General features: G+C 65.9%; 16 protein-coding genes. 11 read left to right on the top strand and 5 right to left on the bottom strand.

The window, feature by feature from the left end; translation table 11 throughout:
* Positions 1-79 precede the first annotated feature (79 nt).
* From EGH23_RS04235 to EGH23_RS04220, 4 genes are all read left to right on the top strand, one after another.
* Complete coding sequence (locus EGH23_RS04235) at positions 80-1354, top strand: sugar ABC transporter substrate-binding protein (protein WP_220578765.1); 1275 nt, start codon at positions 80-82, stop codon at positions 1352-1354.
* Positions 1355-1378: 24 nt separating this feature from the next.
* Complete coding sequence (locus EGH23_RS04230) at positions 1379-2440, top strand: ABC transporter permease (protein WP_220578764.1); 1062 nt, start codon at positions 1379-1381, stop codon at positions 2438-2440.
* A gap of 77 nt (positions 2441-2517) precedes the next feature.
* Positions 2518-4326, top strand: coding sequence for a thiamine pyrophosphate-binding protein (locus tag EGH23_RS04225; protein WP_220578763.1), 1809 nt, complete (start codon positions 2518-2520; stop codon positions 4324-4326).
* 81 nt (positions 4327-4407) lie between these two features.
* On the top strand, positions 4408-5205 hold the full coding sequence (locus EGH23_RS04220; RefSeq protein ID WP_220578762.1) for an ATP-binding cassette domain-containing protein: 798 nt from the start codon (positions 4408-4410) through the stop codon (positions 5203-5205).
* A 26-nt stretch (positions 5206-5231) separates the two neighbouring features.
* Here the strand turns inward: EGH23_RS04220 and EGH23_RS04215 are convergent, their stop codons facing one another.
* Together EGH23_RS04215 and EGH23_RS04210 are read right to left on the bottom strand one after the other, a co-directional pair.
* A complete protein-coding gene (locus tag EGH23_RS04215; RefSeq protein WP_220578761.1) occupies positions 5232-5669 on the bottom strand; it encodes a universal stress protein in 438 nt (145 codons plus the stop codon).
* A gap of 42 nt (positions 5670-5711) precedes the next feature.
* Complete coding sequence (locus EGH23_RS04210) at positions 5712-6782, bottom strand: 2,3-butanediol dehydrogenase (protein ID WP_220578760.1); 1071 nt, start codon at positions 6780-6782, stop codon at positions 5712-5714.
* A 228-nt stretch (positions 6783-7010) separates the two neighbouring features.
* On the opposite strand from EGH23_RS04210, the gene EGH23_RS04205 reads away from it, so the two are divergent.
* The 4 genes from EGH23_RS04205 to EGH23_RS04190 all read left to right on the top strand — a co-directional run bounded on the left by EGH23_RS04205 (position 7011) and on the right by EGH23_RS04190 (position 11519).
* The gene (locus EGH23_RS04205; protein ID WP_236044609.1) at positions 7011-7769 is read left to right on the top strand and encodes a hydroxypyruvate isomerase family protein; all 759 of its coding nucleotides are present in this window, start codon (positions 7011-7013) and stop codon (positions 7767-7769) included.
* A 589-nt stretch (positions 7770-8358) separates the two neighbouring features.
* Positions 8359-10326 carry an archaea-specific SMC-related protein gene (locus EGH23_RS04200; protein ID WP_220578759.1) on the top strand — a complete coding sequence of 656 codons (1968 nt, stop codon included), beginning with the start codon at positions 8359-8361 and terminating at the stop codon, positions 10324-10326.
* 45 nt (positions 10327-10371) lie between these two features.
* The gene (rdfA, locus tag EGH23_RS04195; RefSeq protein ID WP_220578758.1) at positions 10372-10998 is read left to right on the top strand and encodes a rod-determining factor RdfA; all 627 of its coding nucleotides are present in this window, start codon (positions 10372-10374) and stop codon (positions 10996-10998) included.
* Between the two features lie 269 nt (positions 10999-11267).
* Positions 11268-11519 carry a hypothetical protein gene (locus EGH23_RS04190; protein ID WP_220578757.1) on the top strand — a complete coding sequence of 84 codons (252 nt, stop codon included), beginning with the start codon at positions 11268-11270 and terminating at the stop codon, positions 11517-11519.
* Positions 11520-11590: 71 nt separating this feature from the next.
* Here EGH23_RS04190 and EGH23_RS04185 read toward each other — a convergent pair whose 3' ends face one another.
* Entirely contained in the window at positions 11591-12136 is a 546-nt protein-coding gene (locus tag EGH23_RS04185) for a phosphopantetheine adenylyltransferase (protein ID WP_220578756.1), read from the bottom strand.
* 93 nt (positions 12137-12229) lie between these two features.
* Between EGH23_RS04185 and EGH23_RS04180 the strand changes: the two genes are divergently transcribed.
* The gene (locus EGH23_RS04180) at positions 12230-12655 is read left to right on the top strand and encodes a universal stress protein (RefSeq protein WP_220578755.1); all 426 of its coding nucleotides are present in this window, start codon (positions 12230-12232) and stop codon (positions 12653-12655) included.
* A gap of 353 nt (positions 12656-13008) precedes the next feature.
* On the top strand, positions 13009-13404 hold the full coding sequence (locus EGH23_RS04175; RefSeq protein WP_220578754.1) for a secondary thiamine-phosphate synthase enzyme YjbQ: 396 nt from the start codon (positions 13009-13011) through the stop codon (positions 13402-13404).
* A gap of 451 nt (positions 13405-13855) precedes the next feature.
* Here EGH23_RS04175 and EGH23_RS04170 read toward each other — a convergent pair whose 3' ends face one another.
* The gene (locus EGH23_RS04170) at positions 13856-13999 is read right to left on the bottom strand and encodes a hypothetical protein (protein WP_220578753.1); all 144 of its coding nucleotides are present in this window, start codon (positions 13997-13999) and stop codon (positions 13856-13858) included.
* A gap of 215 nt (positions 14000-14214) precedes the next feature.
* Here EGH23_RS04170 and EGH23_RS04165 point away from each other — a divergent pair, with 215 nt between their 5' ends.
* Positions 14215-14385, top strand: a complete 171-nt coding sequence (locus tag EGH23_RS04165; protein ID WP_220578752.1) for a DUF1059 domain-containing protein — start codon at positions 14215-14217, stop codon at positions 14383-14385.
* A 24-nt stretch (positions 14386-14409) separates the two neighbouring features.
* Here the strand turns inward: EGH23_RS04165 and EGH23_RS04160 are convergent, their stop codons facing one another.
* A complete protein-coding gene (locus EGH23_RS04160) occupies positions 14410-15876 on the bottom strand; it encodes a dihydrolipoyl dehydrogenase (RefSeq protein WP_220578751.1) in 1467 nt (488 codons plus the stop codon).
* Positions 15877-15906: the final 30 nt, after the last annotated feature.

Here is a 15906-nt window from a genome sequence, read left to right as displayed (position 1 = left end):
GGACGCTTCGTGTATCTACAACGGTTTTTTGAGAAAGATATTTATATCGCGTAGGAGAACAATCATGCGTGTTAAACCCATGGTAAGCGATAGCCATTGTGACGACCGTCTCTCGCGACGCAAGTATATCACCGCAGTCGGCATCGGGGCCACGGTCGGCCTCGCCGGCTGTGGCGGCGACGGTGGTGATGGCGGCGACGGCGGTGACGGTGGCGGTGGAACCGCGACCGGCGGCGGCGCTACCACCGGCGGAGAGACCTCGACCACGGGCAGCGGCGGCGGGGAGTCCTACCGGTTCGGGTTCTCCATCAAGAACATGAACAACCCGTGGCTCCAGGTGTTCCGCAAGATCGGGGAGGTGTACGCCCAGGAACTGGGCCACGAGATTCAGGTCACGCAGGCCGGTGGACAGGCGCAGCGGCAGATTCAGAACGTCAGGAGCATGCTGAACAGCGGCATCGACGGTCTCCTCATCAGTCCGTACTCCTCTGACGCCGCCGTCGGCGTCATCGAACGCGCCGCCGAACAGGGCGTACCGGTCTACACGGCCAACTCCTCGGCTCCGACCGACGCCATCGAACTGTTCACCGGGTTCGGGAGCTTCAACGCCGGCTACCGTGCCGGCGAGCTGATGGTCGAGGCGCTGAACGACACCTACGGCGGGAGCCGCGTCGTCGACCTCGTCGGCGACCAGGCCGACCAGTCGGCCGTCCGGCGGAGCGAGGGGTTCCGACAGGCTATCAGCGAGGCCGACGGCGTCGAGATCGTCCAGGTAATCTACAACAAGGGCTGGAGCCAGCAGGCGGCGACCCAGAACCTGAGCGCGTTCCTGGAGAGCGACAGCGACATCGACGGCATCTACGCCGTCTGGGGCGGCGGCGCGCTCGCGGCGGTCAACGTCTTAGACCAGATGGGGATGCTCACGACGATGGACGACACGGAGAACTACATCCCCATCATGAACATCGACGGGTTCCCCGGCGTCCTCGACAACATCCGGGAGGGGTACATCCACACGACGCTCCAGCAGCCGATGCCGTTCTACGCGCCCATCTCGATGGAGTACATGATCCACCAACTGGACACGGGCGAGGCCGCTGTCCCGCAACCCGACAGTGAGGTGACGGCGGCGGACTCCGCGAGTCTCCCCAACGAAGTGGCGGTCGAGAACATCGAGTACAACGGCGTCCAGCCGCTGTCGAACAGTTACTGGTCGCCGGGGACGGTCACGCAGTGGTCTTCGGGCGACACGGACTACTACCCGTGGCTGCAACCGAAGACCGTCGCCATCACGCAGGAGAACGTCGACGCGGAGTACCTCTGGGGCAACTACGCGAGCGACCTCCTCGGGTAACTACCCTATCAAATCAGCATTCACATGAGCATTCGAGACCTCGACTGGAGCAGTTGGTTGGACCGGACGAGCGGCGAGGGTACGAAGTGGCTCCTCTGGGGCCTCGACAACATGATCTGGCCCATCGTGGTCGTCACGTTCGTCATCTTCGCCATCCTGATGCCGCAGGTGTTCACCTCGGCGAGCAACATCCAGTTCATGCTGTATTCGAGCGCGGGGCTGGGGGCGCTCGTGCTCGCGGAGTCGCTGTGTCTGCTCAGCGGGAACTTCGACCTCTCTATCGGCTCTATCGCGGGCTTCTCCTCGATGGTGACGGCCCTGTTCCTGAACACGTGGTTCCCGGGGACGCCGGGTCTGGTGGGCGTCGTCCTCATCCTCTTCATCGGCGGCGCTATCGGCTTCGTCAACGGCGTCTCCATCGGCTACTTCGGCATCAACCCGTTCCTGCAGACGCTCGCCTTCTTCATCATCTTCCGCGGGGCGGTCTTCCTGCTCTCGACGATCACCGTCGCGCCGCTCCCGGAGTCCTACCTGTTCGTCGGCGGCGCGCTCATCGGTGACTTACCGGGTCTCGGCGGCGCGGATTCGCTGTGGATATTCGGCGGCATCCCGATCGCGGTCCCGCTGATAATCGCGCTGTACGCCGGCGTCTGGTTCATCATGAACTACCGGCGCATCGGTCTCGCCATCATGGCGGTCGGCGGCGACGAGAACGCGGCCGAAGAGGCCGGCATCCCGCGCGAGCGCGTCCTGCTCATCGTCTTCACCGCGTCGGGCGTCCTGAGCGGGCTCGCGGGCCTGCTGTACACGGGCTACCTGAGCGCGGCACCGCCCGGGCTGGCCGAAGGCGACCTGTTCCCGGCGTTCGCGGGCGCGGTCATCGGCGGTATCAGCCTCGACGGCGGTCGCGGCGACATCAAGAACGCCTTCGGCGGGATGTTCCTCCTGACGATGATCCAGGTCGGGCTGGTGCAGGTCGGCGTCGGCGGCGACGCCATCCAGTTCATCAACGGCCTCGTCCTGCTGGTCGCCATCTACCTCTACACGACCGAGTCGAAGATCCGCCACCGCCTCCTCTCCACCTGAGCGGTGTTTTCGCCCGTTTCTCTGCCCCCTGTCAACACCCCGCAAATTATAAGAGAGCAGTCGCCGAACCACTCGCTATGGTTCGCCTGAACGGCAGTGAAATCATCGCGGAGTACCTGGAGCGCGAGGGCGTCGAGTACATCGTCGGCATTCCGGGTCACGGCAGTACACTGATGATAGACGCTTTCAACGACTCGTCGGTCGACGTGGTCCAACCGCGACACGAACAGGGAGCGGCGCACCTCGCTGACGGGTACGCCCGCGCGAGCGGCGACCCGCTGGTCGTGTTCACCTCCATCGGGCCGGGTGCGACGAACACGGTGACGGGCGTGGCGACCGCCTTCGTCGATTCGGTACCGATGGTCGTCCTCACCGGCGGTCCGCAGACACACGAGTACGGACAGGGTATCCTCCAGGAGATCGAGCGCAAACGCCCCGGCGACTTCCCGAACGTGATGGAGCCCATCACGAAACAGACGTTTCAGGTCCACGACGTCGAGCAGTTACCCCGGACGCTCCGCCGGGCGTTTCAAGAGGCGGTGACCGGGCGGCCCGCGCCGGTTCACGTCGAGATCCCGATGGACGTACAGGCCGCCGTCGCCGACGTGGAGATCCCGGACCCGGCGCACTCGCGGGCGCAGTACCGACCGGCCGGCGATCCGCGGGCGGTCTCAGAGGCCACGGAGTTGCTAATGGACGCCGAGCGCCCGGTCATCGTCGCGGGCGGCGGCGCGATGCTGGCGGAAGCGTGGGACGAGGTGCGCGAACTCGCGGAGTTCCTGCAAGCGCCGGTCAGCCCGACGTTTCAGGGGAAGGGTATCGTCCCCGAGGACCACGACCTCTTCGTCGGCTACGCGGGCGCGTGGGGGACGACGGCGGGCAACGAGCTCTGCAGCAGCGCCGACGTGATTCTCGCGCTGGGCTGTCGGTTCTCGGACCTCCACACGTCGTCGTTCGACCCCGGCGTGAGCTTCGAGATCCCGCCGACGAAGCTCGTCCACGTCGACGTCGACAGCCACGAGATCGGGAAGAACTACCCCGTCGAGGTCGGCGTGCAGGGCGACGCCAAGGTCGTCGCGCGCCAGCTCCGCGACGAACTCGAAGAGCGGACCGACCCCGTCGGCACCGAGGACAACGAGTACTACGAGGAGGTGCAGCGCCGCTGGGAGGAGTGGGAACGGCGCATCGAGGAGCGCCACACCGACGACTCGGTGCCGCTGAGCATGGCCCGCGTACTGGGCGGCCTGCGCGAGGTGCTCGACCGCGACGCCATCGTCACCTCCGGCGCGGGCCACCCGCAGGACATCACGAACCCCGAGTTCCCGGTGTACGAACCGCGGTCGAACATCTCGGCGGGCGGGTTCTCCACGATGGGGTTCTCCCTGCCGGCGTCGATGGGCGCGAAGCTCGCCGCGCCGGATAGACAGGTCGTCTCGATTCAGGGCGACGGGAGCTTCCTCCACTGCAATCAGGAGCTCATCGCCGCGGTGCAGGAGGACATCGACGTGAACGTCCTCGTCCTCAACAACCACGCGTGGCTCTCGATCCGGAACCTGCAGGTCACCCAGTCCGGCTGGGACCGCGTCATCGCCACGGAGTTCGACGAGGAACACGACTACGACGCCGTCGGCATGGCCGAGTCGATGGGCGTCGGGTTCGCCGAGCGCGTCTTCGAGGCCGACGACCTCGACTCGGCGCTCGAAGCGATGGTCGAACACGACGGCCCGGCGCTGGTCGAAGCCGTCGTCGAGCGCGATTCGACCGAAACCGGCGGTATCATGACCGGCGCGTGGCACCTCCCGGGGCTCGGCGAGGGGTACGAGGCCGGAGAGCGACCCGGCGAAGAGAACGCCGAAGCGGAAGAGGAGGCCGCCGGAGACGACTGAACCATCGCCCAGTCGTCGCTACGACGGGACTGCACCGCGCTGCGGGAAACGCTTATGTGACCGAGTCGTGTAACGATTCTCATGGCAGACGGTAGCACGGAGAACCTCGTGGAGATGCGCGGCATCGAGAAGCACTTCGGCCGCGTCGTCGCGCTGAACGGCGTCGACCTCGAAGTGAGGGAAGGCGAGATAATGGGGCTGCTCGGCGACAACGGATCGGGGAAGTCCACGCTCATCAAGACCCTCGTGGGCGTCCATCAACCGGACGCCGGCGAAGTGTACATCCGCGGCGAACGGGTCCATATCTCGAACCCGAAGGAGGCCCGCAAGTACGGTATCTCGACGGTGTATCAGGACCTCGCGCTCGTGGACACGCTCTCGGTCTCGGCGAACCTGTTCCTCGCTCGCAACCCGATGAAGAAGTTCGCCGGCGTCTCCGTCGTCGACTGGGACACGATGAACGAGCAGTCAGAGGAGATCATCCGCAGTCGGCTGAACCTCGAGATCGACCCGACGGCCCGCGTCGAGTTCCTCTCGGGCGGCGAGCGACAGGCCATCGCCATCGCCCGGTCGCTCGTCACCGACCCCGACCTCGTCATCATGGACGAGCCGACCTCCGCGCTGTCGGCGGACTCGGCGCGGCGGGTCCGCGAACTCGTCCGGACGCTCAACGACGAGGGCATCACCGTCCTCCTCATCACGCACAACATGGACGAGGTGTTCGGGCTCACCGACCGCGTCACCATCCTCGACAGCGGCGACCTCGTCGGCACGGTCGACACCGACGCGGTGACCAAAGAGGACATCGTCCAGATGATGGTCTCCGGGGAGATGCCGTCCGACGTGCAGGCGGCCTCCGACACCGAGGCAGAGGTGTAAGTCGACTCCGCGCGGTTCTGCGCTTCTCACTCCATCACGAGCGTCACCGGCACGTCGACGCTCAGGAGGACCTCCTGTGCCGTATCGCCGAAGACGGCCTTCCCCGTCGGCGAGCGCCGCCGGCCGGTCAGGAAGACGTGGGTGCAGTCGAACTCCTCGACGGCGGCGACGATCCGCTGGGCCGTCTCGCCGAACGCGCCCTCGACGGCGAAGTCCACGTCGTCCGCGAGCAGTTCCTCGCCGAGGTCGGTCGCGAACTCCTCCGCGCCCTCGATACCGGACCGATAGTTGTGATCGATCCCGGTGAGGTCGCGCATCTGCTCGCGGACGGCGTTGCCGTCGAACGTGTCGGTGACGTGGAACAGGAGCAACTGCGCGCCCGACCCGCGGGCGAAGTCGCTGGCGACGTCCAGCAGCTCCTTGACGCGCGGTTCCGGTTCTACGACGACGAGTGCACGTGGCATACGGTAACTGACGGCATAGCGGGACAAAAAACGATAGGTCTGTCAGGGCGAGACGAGCACTTTGACGAGGCCGTTCTCCGGGTCGTCGATGGCCTCGAACCCCTCCTCGACGATGTCGTCTAAGCCGATGGTCGCCGAGACGAACGCGTCGGTGTCGACCTCGTCGGCCGCGAGCGACTGGATGACGGCGTCGAACTCGGAGCGGAACGACAGCGGCGGGTAGGCGTAGGTCTGACTCCCGAGTACCGTCCGCTCGGTCGTGACGATCTCCTTGAGGTCCGTCGAGGTCTCCTCCTCGAAGACGGCCCCGACGGTGACGGTGCCGCCCCGACGCGTGCTCTTGACGGCGGCGTTGAACGAGGGGTCGACGCCGGCGTACTCGAAGGCGGCGTCGACGCCGCCCGGCGTCTCCGCTCTGATGCGCTCTACGGGGTCCGTCGAGAGCGGGTCTATCGTCACGTCCGCACCCAGCTCGGCCGCCTTCTCCCGGCGGGCCGTCTGAGGTTCGGAGACGAACAGGCGCTTGACGCCGGCCGACTGCGCCGCGTGGACGACCGTGAGACCGATGGGACCGGCTCCGAAGACGGCGGCGGTGTCGCCGGGGCTGATACCCGCTCGGCGGACGGCGTGAAGGCCTACGGCGAGCGGTTCGACCAGCGCGCCGTCTTTCAGCGACACCTCGTCGGGCAGTTCGTGGACCTGCTGTTCCGGAACGACGGCGTTCTCGGCGAAACCGCCGGTGTCGGTCTGGAGGCCGATGGCCGCGGCGTTCTCACAGAGGTTGTAGCGCCCCTCCTCGCAGTAGTAACACTCGCCGCAGGGGATGTTCGGCTCGACGACGACGCGGTCGCCGACGGAGAGGCGCGATACGTCTGTTCCCACTTCCGCGACGGTCCCGGTGAACTCGTGGCCGAGCGTCAGCGGGAGCGTCTTCCCGGTTCGGGGATGGGGCTCGTCCGGAACGAAGATCGGGCCGCCGAGGTACTCGTGGAGGTCCGTCCCGCAGATGCCACACCACGCGACGTCGATGCGGACGTCCGAGGGACCGACCTCGTCTGCCGATACGTCTTCGACGCGAACGTCTTCCGGTCCGTAGTACACTGCTGCTTTCATGATTGAGTCGGAAACGGTCGGCCGGTGACCGAGCGTATCGATACGTTCACCGCCCCGTCGCTTAAGGTTTCGGCCGCCAGCGGATGGAGTTCGGAAACGGGGGCAAACGCTATTGGCCGAGCCCGTCAATCGTCGCACTGTGATGTCACAGCGCAGCGACCGAAACGGCGCGCGTAGCGACCGACAGTTATCGAGGAGATTCCGCGAACCGAACCGGAGGCAAGACTGATGCCGGCGCTGTCGGTCTGTCTGGAGATGCTGTACACCGATCGGGCCTTTATCGACCGCTTCGAACCCGTCGCCGACCTCGGGGCCGACGCCGTCGAGTTCTGGACGTGGCAGGACAAGGACCTCGATGCCGTCGAGCGAGAACTGGACGCACACGGTCTCGACCTCGTCGGGATGGTCGGCACGGAGGGGCCCCTGACCGACCCCGGCCGTATCGACGAGACGGTGGCCGAGATCGAGCGCTCGGTCGAGGTCGCAGCGGATCTCGACTGCCCGACGCTGTTCGTCCTCACGGGCGACGAACGGGACGACGCCTCCAGAGCGCGCCAGCGCGAACTCGTCGCCGAGGGCTTGGAGGCCGCCGCGCCCGCGGCGGAGGCGGCCGGCGTCACGCTGGTTCTGGAACCGCTGAACACCGCCATCGACCATCCGGGGTACTTCCTCGAAGCGGCCGAGGAGGGGTTCGATATCGTCCGGACCGTGGATAGCCCGGCGGTCGAACTCCTCTACGACGTCTACCATCAGCAAGTGACCGAGGGCAACATCATCCAGACGGTGACCGAAAACGTCGAGGACATCGGTCACGTCCACGTCGCCGACGTTCCCGGCCGGTACGAACCCGGGACCGGCGAACTCAACTATCCGAACGTCGTCGAAGCCGTCGAGGACGCCGGATACGACGGCTACTTCGGCTTCGAGTTCCGGGCGAAAGAGGAGTCGGACGAGGCCATCCAGGCGGGACTCTCGCTACGGGAGTGACCTGTTTCGCCGGAGGACCGTCGAGCGAACTCTCCGGCCGCTCGGCCGCCTACTCATTTCGAGCGGCGTCTGAGAGATGCTGCTCTCGAGGGAAGCTCCCAGAGAGGTTCGGCTCCTGCGAACGGTTATTGGTATCAGTACACACGGAGGTCGCACCGGTCGCGGTACCCACCGCGTTCAGAGTGCCGGGCCGTACGGCGGATTACAGCGAATCGCACGCTCCAGAGACACCGCTGAGACGCCCGTTACTGAGTTCGAGTCTGCCGAACGGTCGCTGCGACGCGAGGGGGAGCGGGTTCGACCGTCCTCGCATCGTCCCGGAGACTCGACGCGGACCGACGCACTCGTCTGGGAGCGGCGATGGCACTATCGACGAGTGGGGCGACTATTAGTCACCTATGATCGCCGAACCGGTAGCGTCCTTCGTTCGAGCGCCGTCTGAATAATGTACGTACTTTTGTTATACAAGTGCGTCCGGGGGCGATTCTACGTTTGCCACAGGTTGCTCTCAGCGGTGAACTCTGTTGAGACAGGCGACAACACGCGGGAAGTAAGAAGATTTATTACATTACAGGCTGTTGCTATCGATATGTCCGCATCAGAGGAACTCGCAGAAAAAGCCAGATTTTCCGTCGAGAATATCGGTGGTATCGACGAGGCCGAACTCTCCGTCTCGAGCGGTGTGACAGTCCTCTCGGGGAAGAACGCCACGAACAGGACGTCGTTCCTGCAGTCGATCATGGCCGCGATGGGGAGCCGACAGGCGACGCTCAAGGGCGACGCGGACGAGGGGAACGTCGAGATGGAGTTCCGCGGCGAGACCTACCAGCGGACGCTCACTCGGGCCGGCGACAGCCTCCAGTTCTCGGGCGAGGGCTACCTCGAGGACTCCGACGTCGCGGACCTCTTCGCGTTCCTCTTAGAGACCAACGAAGCGCGACAGTCGGTCGCCCGGGGCGACGACCTCCGGGACCTGATCATGCGCCCGGTAGACACCGAGGCGATCAAACGCGAGATCGAAGAGCTAGAGGAGGAGAAAGGCGAGATAAACGAGGAGCTCGCTACCATCGAGTCCCGACAGCGCGACCTCCCCGACCTCGAACAGCGCCGGAACTCCCTGCGAGAACAGATCGAGGAGAAGCGGGAAGAGCTGGCCGAGAAAGAGGAGGAGATCGACGAGAGCAGCCGGGACGTCCAGGAGAGTCGACGGGAACAGGAGAAGCTCGAAGAGAAGCTCGACGAACTCCGTTCGACCCGGTCCGACCTCGAGTCGCTGCGTCAGCAGATAGAGTCCCAGGAAGCGAGCGTCACCTCGCTCAACCAGGAACAGAGCGAACTCGAAGACGAGTTCGAGGACCTGCCGGACGCGCCGATGGGGGATAAGGACCACCTCGAAGGCGAGATCGACCGACTTCGAGAGCGACGACAGGAGCTCAACAGCGACATCTCCGACCTGCAGAGCCTCATTCAGTACAACGAGGAGCGGATCGAGTCGGGCGACTACGACGTCCTCGATACCCTCGAGGGCGACGGCGGCGAAACCGCGGACGGCGGTGCCCTGACCGAGCAACTGCTCGACGACGGTGACGAGGACCAAGTCGTCTGCTGGACGTGTGGTTCTACCGTCGAGCAGGAACAGATCGAGTCGACTATCGACCGCCTTCAGGACCTCAGGGAGGAGAAGCTCTCGGAGCTCTCGTCGGTGAAAGACGACCTCGAAGAGCTGAAGAGCGACCAGCGCGAGGCCGAGCAGAAACAGCAGCGCCGCGAGCAACTCCAGCGGAAGATCGACGACATCGAGGACGAACTCGATCAGCGTACCGAGCAGATCGATTCGCTGAAAGAGCAACGAAACGACCTGAAGGCCGAGGTCGAAGACCTGGAGACGGCCGTCGAAGACCTCGAATCCGAGGACTTCGAGGACATCCTCACGCTCCACAAGGAAGCCAACCAGCTCGAGTTCGAGATCGACAGCCTCGAATCCGATCTGGACGACGTCAGCGAGGAGATCGAGGAGATCGAGGGCCGGGTCGAAGACGCCGACGACCTGCGCGAGGAGCGCGACGCCCTCATGGACGAGCTCACCGACAAGCGGACGAAGGTCGGACAGATCGAGGAAGACGCCGTCGAGGCGTTCAACGAGCACATGGAGGCCGTCCTCGACATCCTCGGCTACGAGAACCTCGAACGGGTCTGGATCGAACGGCTCGAACGGACAGTCCGGGAGGGTCGCCGGAAGGTCGATAAGAGCGCCTTCGAACTCCACATCGTCCGGAGCACCGAGAACGGCGCAGCCTACGAGGACACGGTCGACCACCTCAGCGAGAGCGAGCGCGAAGTCGTCGGCCTCATCTTCGCGCTGGCGGGCTACCTCGTCCACGACCTCCACGAGACGGTGCCGTTCATGCTGCTCGACTCGCTCGAAGCGATCGACTCGGACCGCATCGCCGCGCTGGTCGATTACTTCGCCGACTACGCCGACTTCCTCGTCATCGCGCTCCTCGAAGAGGACGCGCAGGCGCTCGACAGCGACTACGAGCGCGTCACCGCCATCTGAGCACAGCAGCCTTTTTAAGTGCCAGTTGCGAAGGGAGGGTAAGAGATGTCAGAGACGACCGACGACCGACCGCCGAGCAAAGTCGCGCGACTCATCGACGAGTACGAACTCGACGGGCTCGGCGCGGACCTGGAGACGCGATGGACGGGCGAGGGAGTCGAGCGGATGAGCCTCCGCGACCTCGCCGACTACTTCAACAAGCAGCTCCTCGAACAGGCGCTTCGAAACGCGGGGATGAGTACGCTCGATACGGACGTCGACAGCACCTACGTCAACCTCACGGACGACGAGGTGAGCACCGGCGTCCGGACCGACACGCGGAACCGCCTCGAACAGAACGGCGTGGACGTGGACGCGGTGGAGACGGACTTCGTCACCTATCAGGCCATCCGCTCGTATCTCAAGGAGTGGCGCGGCGCGGAGTACGATCACCCCTCCGACGAGGAGAAGCGAGCGAACGACCGCGAGAGCATCCAGCGGCTGCTCACCCGGACGCTTTCGGTGACCGAGGACCGCATCGAGAAGCTGCGTGACACGGAGCGGATCGCCGTCGAGGATTTCGAGGTGTTCGTGGAGGCACAGGTGCTCTGTCAGCGCTGTGGAACCCAGTATTCCGTGACGGAGTTCATCGACAACGGCGGCTGTGACTGCCTGCTCGACGACGCCGAGTGAGCGTCGCCTCGTAGGACCCCCCTACTCGGTTCGAGGGCCGCGGTTCGCGGGCGATATCCGGTTCGAGCGACCGGTTCGGCGACGGAGGCGTTCCGTCGAACGCTTCTCGGCGGGGTCGAGAGCCGACGGCGGGCTAGGACCTCGCTACGGCGGCGTGGGCGGCGAATACTAAATACCGTCTCCGCAGTGTGCAGTTGTATCATGATACATCATGGCACGAAACGGGGCTCGGCGGAGCGAGACAGTGACGCGCCCCGAAGGGCAGGCCCGTGAGCACCGACCGGCCCGCGTCGGCGAGCGCCGGAGAGACGCGGCAGCAGGAGTTGCGGAGCGTCTTCGTCGAGGTGACCGGGACCGAGGAGTTCGTGACCGAGCAGGAACAGGAGACGAGCGGGACGCGCGACGTCACGGCCGGCGGCGCGGCGTCGGCCGAGACGCTCTCGGAGTACGTCTCGGCGATGGTACGGGCGGACGGCCTCGCCGAGACGTACGACGACCCCGAGAGCGAGTCGGGGGAGTGACTTCGAACGCGGTCGTCCCGGCGGTAATCGGTCGTTACCGCCGCCGTCTCTCGATAACAGGCATACCTTTGTTACTGCGCGCGGTCGGACTCTGCGGTAGACTCCGCCGATAGCAGGCGGCCGTGGCGGTCGATCTCGCCGTCGCGGATGCGCGTGCTACTGATGCGGTGACCGTCCTCGGCGACGACGAACGGCGAGGTGTGGATCTCGAGGGGGCGAAACCCGCGGTCGATTCGCTCGTCGTTCAGGTCGTGGGCGCGTCGGTGAGCTTTCCCCTCCGGCGCGACGATGAGGGCGTCCGCGTCCTCGCGGCTCACCGCGGGTCCGTACGCGTCGGTGATCTTCGAGATCTCGTAGGAGGCCGTGTAAGCCCCGCTGACGCGTCCGAGCGTCTCTTCCAGCGCGTCTCGGCGAGCGTCGAACGGGCCGAGCAGTTCCGCGTGCGAGGGGTCGCTCCGGGTCTCCGTCGCCAGATCGGTCGAGGTCAGACCGACGACGACGTGGCCGTCGCCGTCACCGTCGTGCGAGGCGGTCTGGAACGCGCTGTGCAGGAGGGCGCGGTGCCCGTCGTGCAGGGGCGTGAACGTTCCCCCGAGGATGGCCATGCGGTCGTTCATGCAGGGTCGTCGCGGGGGACGTTCCTATAGTTGTGGGACCCCGCAAGCGGAGTAGTGACAAAAACTTAACTACTGGTGCGTGGTACTCCGGGTATGGAGCACATCCTGTTAGCGACGGACGGGAGCGAGTACGCTCGCGCGGCCGCGAAACACGCGATCGATCGCGCCAAGGAGACGGGCGCGACGCTGCACGTCCTCTGTGTCGTGGACGAACGACGGTTCAACGAACCGGCGCTGAGTTCGGCGGAGCTGGCGACGATATACGCCGAGGATCACGCGAACATGTGCGTCACCGAGGTCTCGGAGATGGCGGCGGGCAGCGGCGTCCGCGTCGAAGGGGACTCCCGTCACGGCCTGCCCCACGAGGTCATCGTCGAGTACGCCGCAGACGTCGGGGCCGAGACTATCGTGGTCGGGGAACACGGCAGTCACGACACGCACTTCTCCGGCGTCGGTAGAAAGGTCCGGGAACTGGCCGACTGCCAGGTGGTCGTCGTCGGCGCACCGGCCCAGGCCTGAGCGGCGACGAAGCGGCTGTAAATCCAGCGAGCACATCGACCGCGGCGATCAGGCTCGGACTGACCGGCGACGTGATGTCGGGCCGGCTCGTAGACGAACGGTGGCGACACCGACCGGTGACGGCGGTCTGGGGCGACCTCCGGGAGCGTCGGGACTCTCCGGCTGGTACCGACGGAGATCGCCGACCTCGCGGCCCGCGAAGCGAGCGAGACGGCCGCCGCGTGGGGGCGCGACCGGATGCGCGAGCGCTCGGCGCCGTTCGGAACGACGTTCGAACGCGACGGCGACCACCTCGTGCTCCCGGTGGCGGACCGAGCCGCACTTTCATCACGCCGGCCCGCGTCCCCGCGCACATGCGACTCGAGATCGACACGGACGAGCGGGTCACCGTCGAAGACGTCACGTCAGCGGTCGCCGAGACCGTCCCCGATGACGTGGAACGGGGCGTCTGTACGGTGTTCGTGCGACACACGACGGCCGGCGTCTGCGTCAACGAGCGCGAGCGACGACTACTCGGTGACGTCGAGCGGGCGCTGGACCGACTCGCCCCCGCCGGAGAGGCGTACGACCACGACGAGATCGACGACAACGCGGACGCTCACCTCCGGGCGATGTTACTGGGGTCGAGCGTCTCGGTTCCCGTCGCGGACGGCGACCTCGACCTCGGGACGTGGCAGTCAGTCCTCTTGGTGGAGTGTGACGGCCCGCGGACACGTACGCTCGACGTGGCGACGACGATCGCCCCGTAACGCGACGTTCGAGGTCTCCGAGCGGCGAACAGCCGGGACTATTGGTACGATTGGCGTTCACGTTTATACTAGAAGTTACTCGTTTACTCACTGAAGGTAGCGACTCACCGTGTGATTCGTCACCTTACTTCGTCGTAGCGGGCAGTAACCCGCGTATGCTCATAATGGACCGTTCACAATGTGGGGTTGTCGCGTCCAGTGTCGAGGCCCTCACTGGTCCTGTCCTCGGACTGCGTCGCGGCACGGAACGCGTTGGGACGGAGCGACGCATCCGGACTCACCCCCAGCGTGACGCCCCACACGGATACACGTGCCAACCTCAGCTCAGGCGGGGACGGCGGGGCGAGCGTCAGACCGGACATCACCCGCATCCAGTTCGATTCGCCGAACTGGATCGCGGCGTCGCTTCTGTAACCGATACCCGTTTCTCCCGATGAGCGATTGTCGCGTCTCATTCGTCGTCGGCCAGTTCCGCCTGGGCTTCCCGCTCCTCGGCTTCCTCGCGTTCTTCGAGTTCCGCTTTCAGTTCTTCCTCGCGCTGTCGTTCGCCCTCGCGCGGGCCCTTCTCGTCGCGGCCCGCTTTGGTGTCTCCCATACTGATGATAGATCGGTGCAGAGCGACATAACACCGTCTTATCGACAGCTGTGTGACGGCAGAATCGCGAGAACCGGTGTGATCGCCCGATGGCACGGTCCCTCGAAAGTCCGGCTTGTCGTGACCGGACGACGGCGTGAAGGAGATAGCTGGGGTATACTAATGCCCGGCGACGACGACACCCCGAAGGCCGGAGCCACTCCGGTAGATACACGATGACACACCAATTCGGCTGTAGCGCCTGCGGATTCATGATTCGCTCGGACGACGACCGAGAGGTAATCGACCTGGTCCGAACTCACGCGGACGAGAAACACGACATGGACGTCTCGGAGGAGGACGTCCGAAACGGCTGGGAAGAAGTCGAAGCGGCGGCTGACGACTGACCCCGTCGGGCGACCGGTCGGCGGTCAGTCGTGATGATGGTGGCCGTGACTCCCGTGCGTGAACCGCCCCGAGAAGGCGCGCTGGACCACTTCCGGCAACGCCGGGTGGACGTGGACGGACTCGCGGACGTCAGTGACAGTCCCCGTTCCGGCCTTCATCGCCACGACGACCTCCTGAATCAGCGCTGAGGCGTCCGGGCCGACGATATGCGTCCCGAGGATCTCGCCGTCGGGCGCGACGAGTACCTTCGCGAGTCCCTCGGCGTGCATCGCGTTCCCGCGAGCGGTGTCCTCGTAGCGGTAGGTGGAAGTCGCGTACTCCCGGTCGGCCGCGGCCAAGTCCGACTCGCGCGCCCCGACGCCGGCGACCTCCGGCGACGCGAACACGGCGAAGGGCATCGCGGTGTAGTCGACGGGGCGGCGTTCCGAGCCGAACAGGTTGCGGATCACGGCGCGGGCCTCGTGGTTGGCGCTGTGTTTCAGCAGGTACTCGCCGACGATGTCGCCGAGCGCCCAGACGCCGTCGGCGGTCGTCCGCAGGTACTCGTCGGTCTCGACGAACCCGGCGTCGTCGACGGCGACGCCCGCCGCGTCGGGGTTCAGCGTGTCCGTGTTCGGCCGCCGTCCGGCGGCGACCAGGAGGGCGTCTCCCGTCGCCGTTACCGGGTCCGCGTCGGCGTCGATACCGCCCGACTCCCCGCTTCCTCCGTTCTCCGCGTCCTCGCCGTACGCGTACGGGCGTGCGGTCAGCGTCACCGCACCCCCGTCGCCTTCGGTGACGGCCGTGACGGCGTGGCCGGTGTGGACGGTGAAGCGGTCGGCGTACCGGTCGGTGAACAGTTCGGCCACTTCTCCGTCCGCCTCGGGGAGCAAGTGCGGCCGGCGGCCGACGATAGTCACGTCGCTGCCGAACGTCCCGAAGAAGTGCGCTAACTCGGCGGCGACGTAGCCGCCGCCGACCACGAGGAGGTGCTCGGGCGGCGTCTCCAGCCGGAGCGCCTCCGCGCTCGTCAAGTAGTCCACGTCGTCGATGCCGTCCACGTCCGGAATCGCCGGGCGCGTCCCGGCGGCTATCAGCACGGTCTCCCCCTCGATTCGGGTGCCGGCGTCGGTGCCACTGGTGATCTCGATAGTTCGCTCGCCGACGAAGCGCCCCTCGCCCTCGAACAGCGTGTGGTTGGGCGACTCGTGTAACCCGCGGCGGATCGCCTCGGCCTCTCCGGCCACCTCCTCGTTCACCTCGCGGACGATGGTCTCGAAGTCCACGTCCCGTACTTCGACGCCGACGTGGAACTCCCCGGCCCGTCGCACCGTCTCCAGGACGTCGGCGTGATACAGCAGCAGCTTCGAGGGAATACAGCCGCGGTTGAGACACGTCCCGCCGAGCGGCCCCTTCTCGACGACGGCGACGGACTGCCCCCGGTTCGCCGCGACGCTCGCCACGCTGAGACCGGACCCCGACCCGACGACCGCGAAATCGTATGACTCCATGCGAGAGTGTTGGTTCGCTCACGTAATGAA

The organism is Haloarcula nitratireducens, assembly GCF_019599505.1.
Note: the sequence above shows the minus strand (reverse complement) of the source record. Positions and strands in the feature narration are given on the sequence as shown.

Bases quoted from the DNA above. Each gene is read 5' to 3' on its own strand.
- EGH23_RS04230 (WP_220578764.1), top strand. From the start codon at position 1,379: ATGAGCATTCGAGACCTCGACTGGAGCAGTTGGTTGGACCGGACGAGC.
- EGH23_RS04170 (WP_220578753.1), bottom strand. From the start codon at position 13,999: ATGGGAGACACCAAAGCGGGCCGCGACGAGAAGGGCCCGCGCGAGGGC.
- EGH23_RS04200 (WP_220578759.1), top strand. From the start codon at position 8,359: ATGTCCGCATCAGAGGAACTCGCAGAAAAAGCCAGATTTTCCGTCGAG.
- EGH23_RS04220 (WP_220578762.1), top strand. From the start codon at position 4,408: ATGGCAGACGGTAGCACGGAGAACCTCGTGGAGATGCGCGGCATCGAG.
- EGH23_RS04185 (WP_220578756.1), bottom strand. From the start codon at position 12,136: ATGAACGACCGCATGGCCATCCTCGGGGGAACGTTCACGCCCCTGCAC.
- rdfA (WP_220578758.1), top strand. From the start codon at position 10,372: ATGTCAGAGACGACCGACGACCGACCGCCGAGCAAAGTCGCGCGACTC.
- EGH23_RS04165 (WP_220578752.1), top strand. From the start codon at position 14,215: ATGACACACCAATTCGGCTGTAGCGCCTGCGGATTCATGATTCGCTCG.
- EGH23_RS04160 (WP_220578751.1), bottom strand. From the start codon at position 15,876: ATGGAGTCATACGATTTCGCGGTCGTCGGGTCGGGGTCCGGTCTCAGC.
- EGH23_RS04175 (WP_220578754.1), top strand. From the start codon at position 13,009: ATGCGACTCGAGATCGACACGGACGAGCGGGTCACCGTCGAAGACGTC.
- EGH23_RS04225 (WP_220578763.1), top strand. From the start codon at position 2,518: ATGGTTCGCCTGAACGGCAGTGAAATCATCGCGGAGTACCTGGAGCGC.
- EGH23_RS04235 (WP_220578765.1), top strand. From the start codon at position 80: ATGGTAAGCGATAGCCATTGTGACGACCGTCTCTCGCGACGCAAGTAT.
- EGH23_RS04180 (WP_220578755.1), top strand. From the start codon at position 12,230: ATGGAGCACATCCTGTTAGCGACGGACGGGAGCGAGTACGCTCGCGCG.
- EGH23_RS04205 (WP_236044609.1), top strand. From the start codon at position 7,011: ATGCCGGCGCTGTCGGTCTGTCTGGAGATGCTGTACACCGATCGGGCC.
- EGH23_RS04215 (WP_220578761.1), bottom strand. From the start codon at position 5,669: ATGCCACGTGCACTCGTCGTCGTAGAACCGGAACCGCGCGTCAAGGAG.
- EGH23_RS04210 (WP_220578760.1), bottom strand. From the start codon at position 6,782: ATGAAAGCAGCAGTGTACTACGGACCGGAAGACGTTCGCGTCGAAGAC.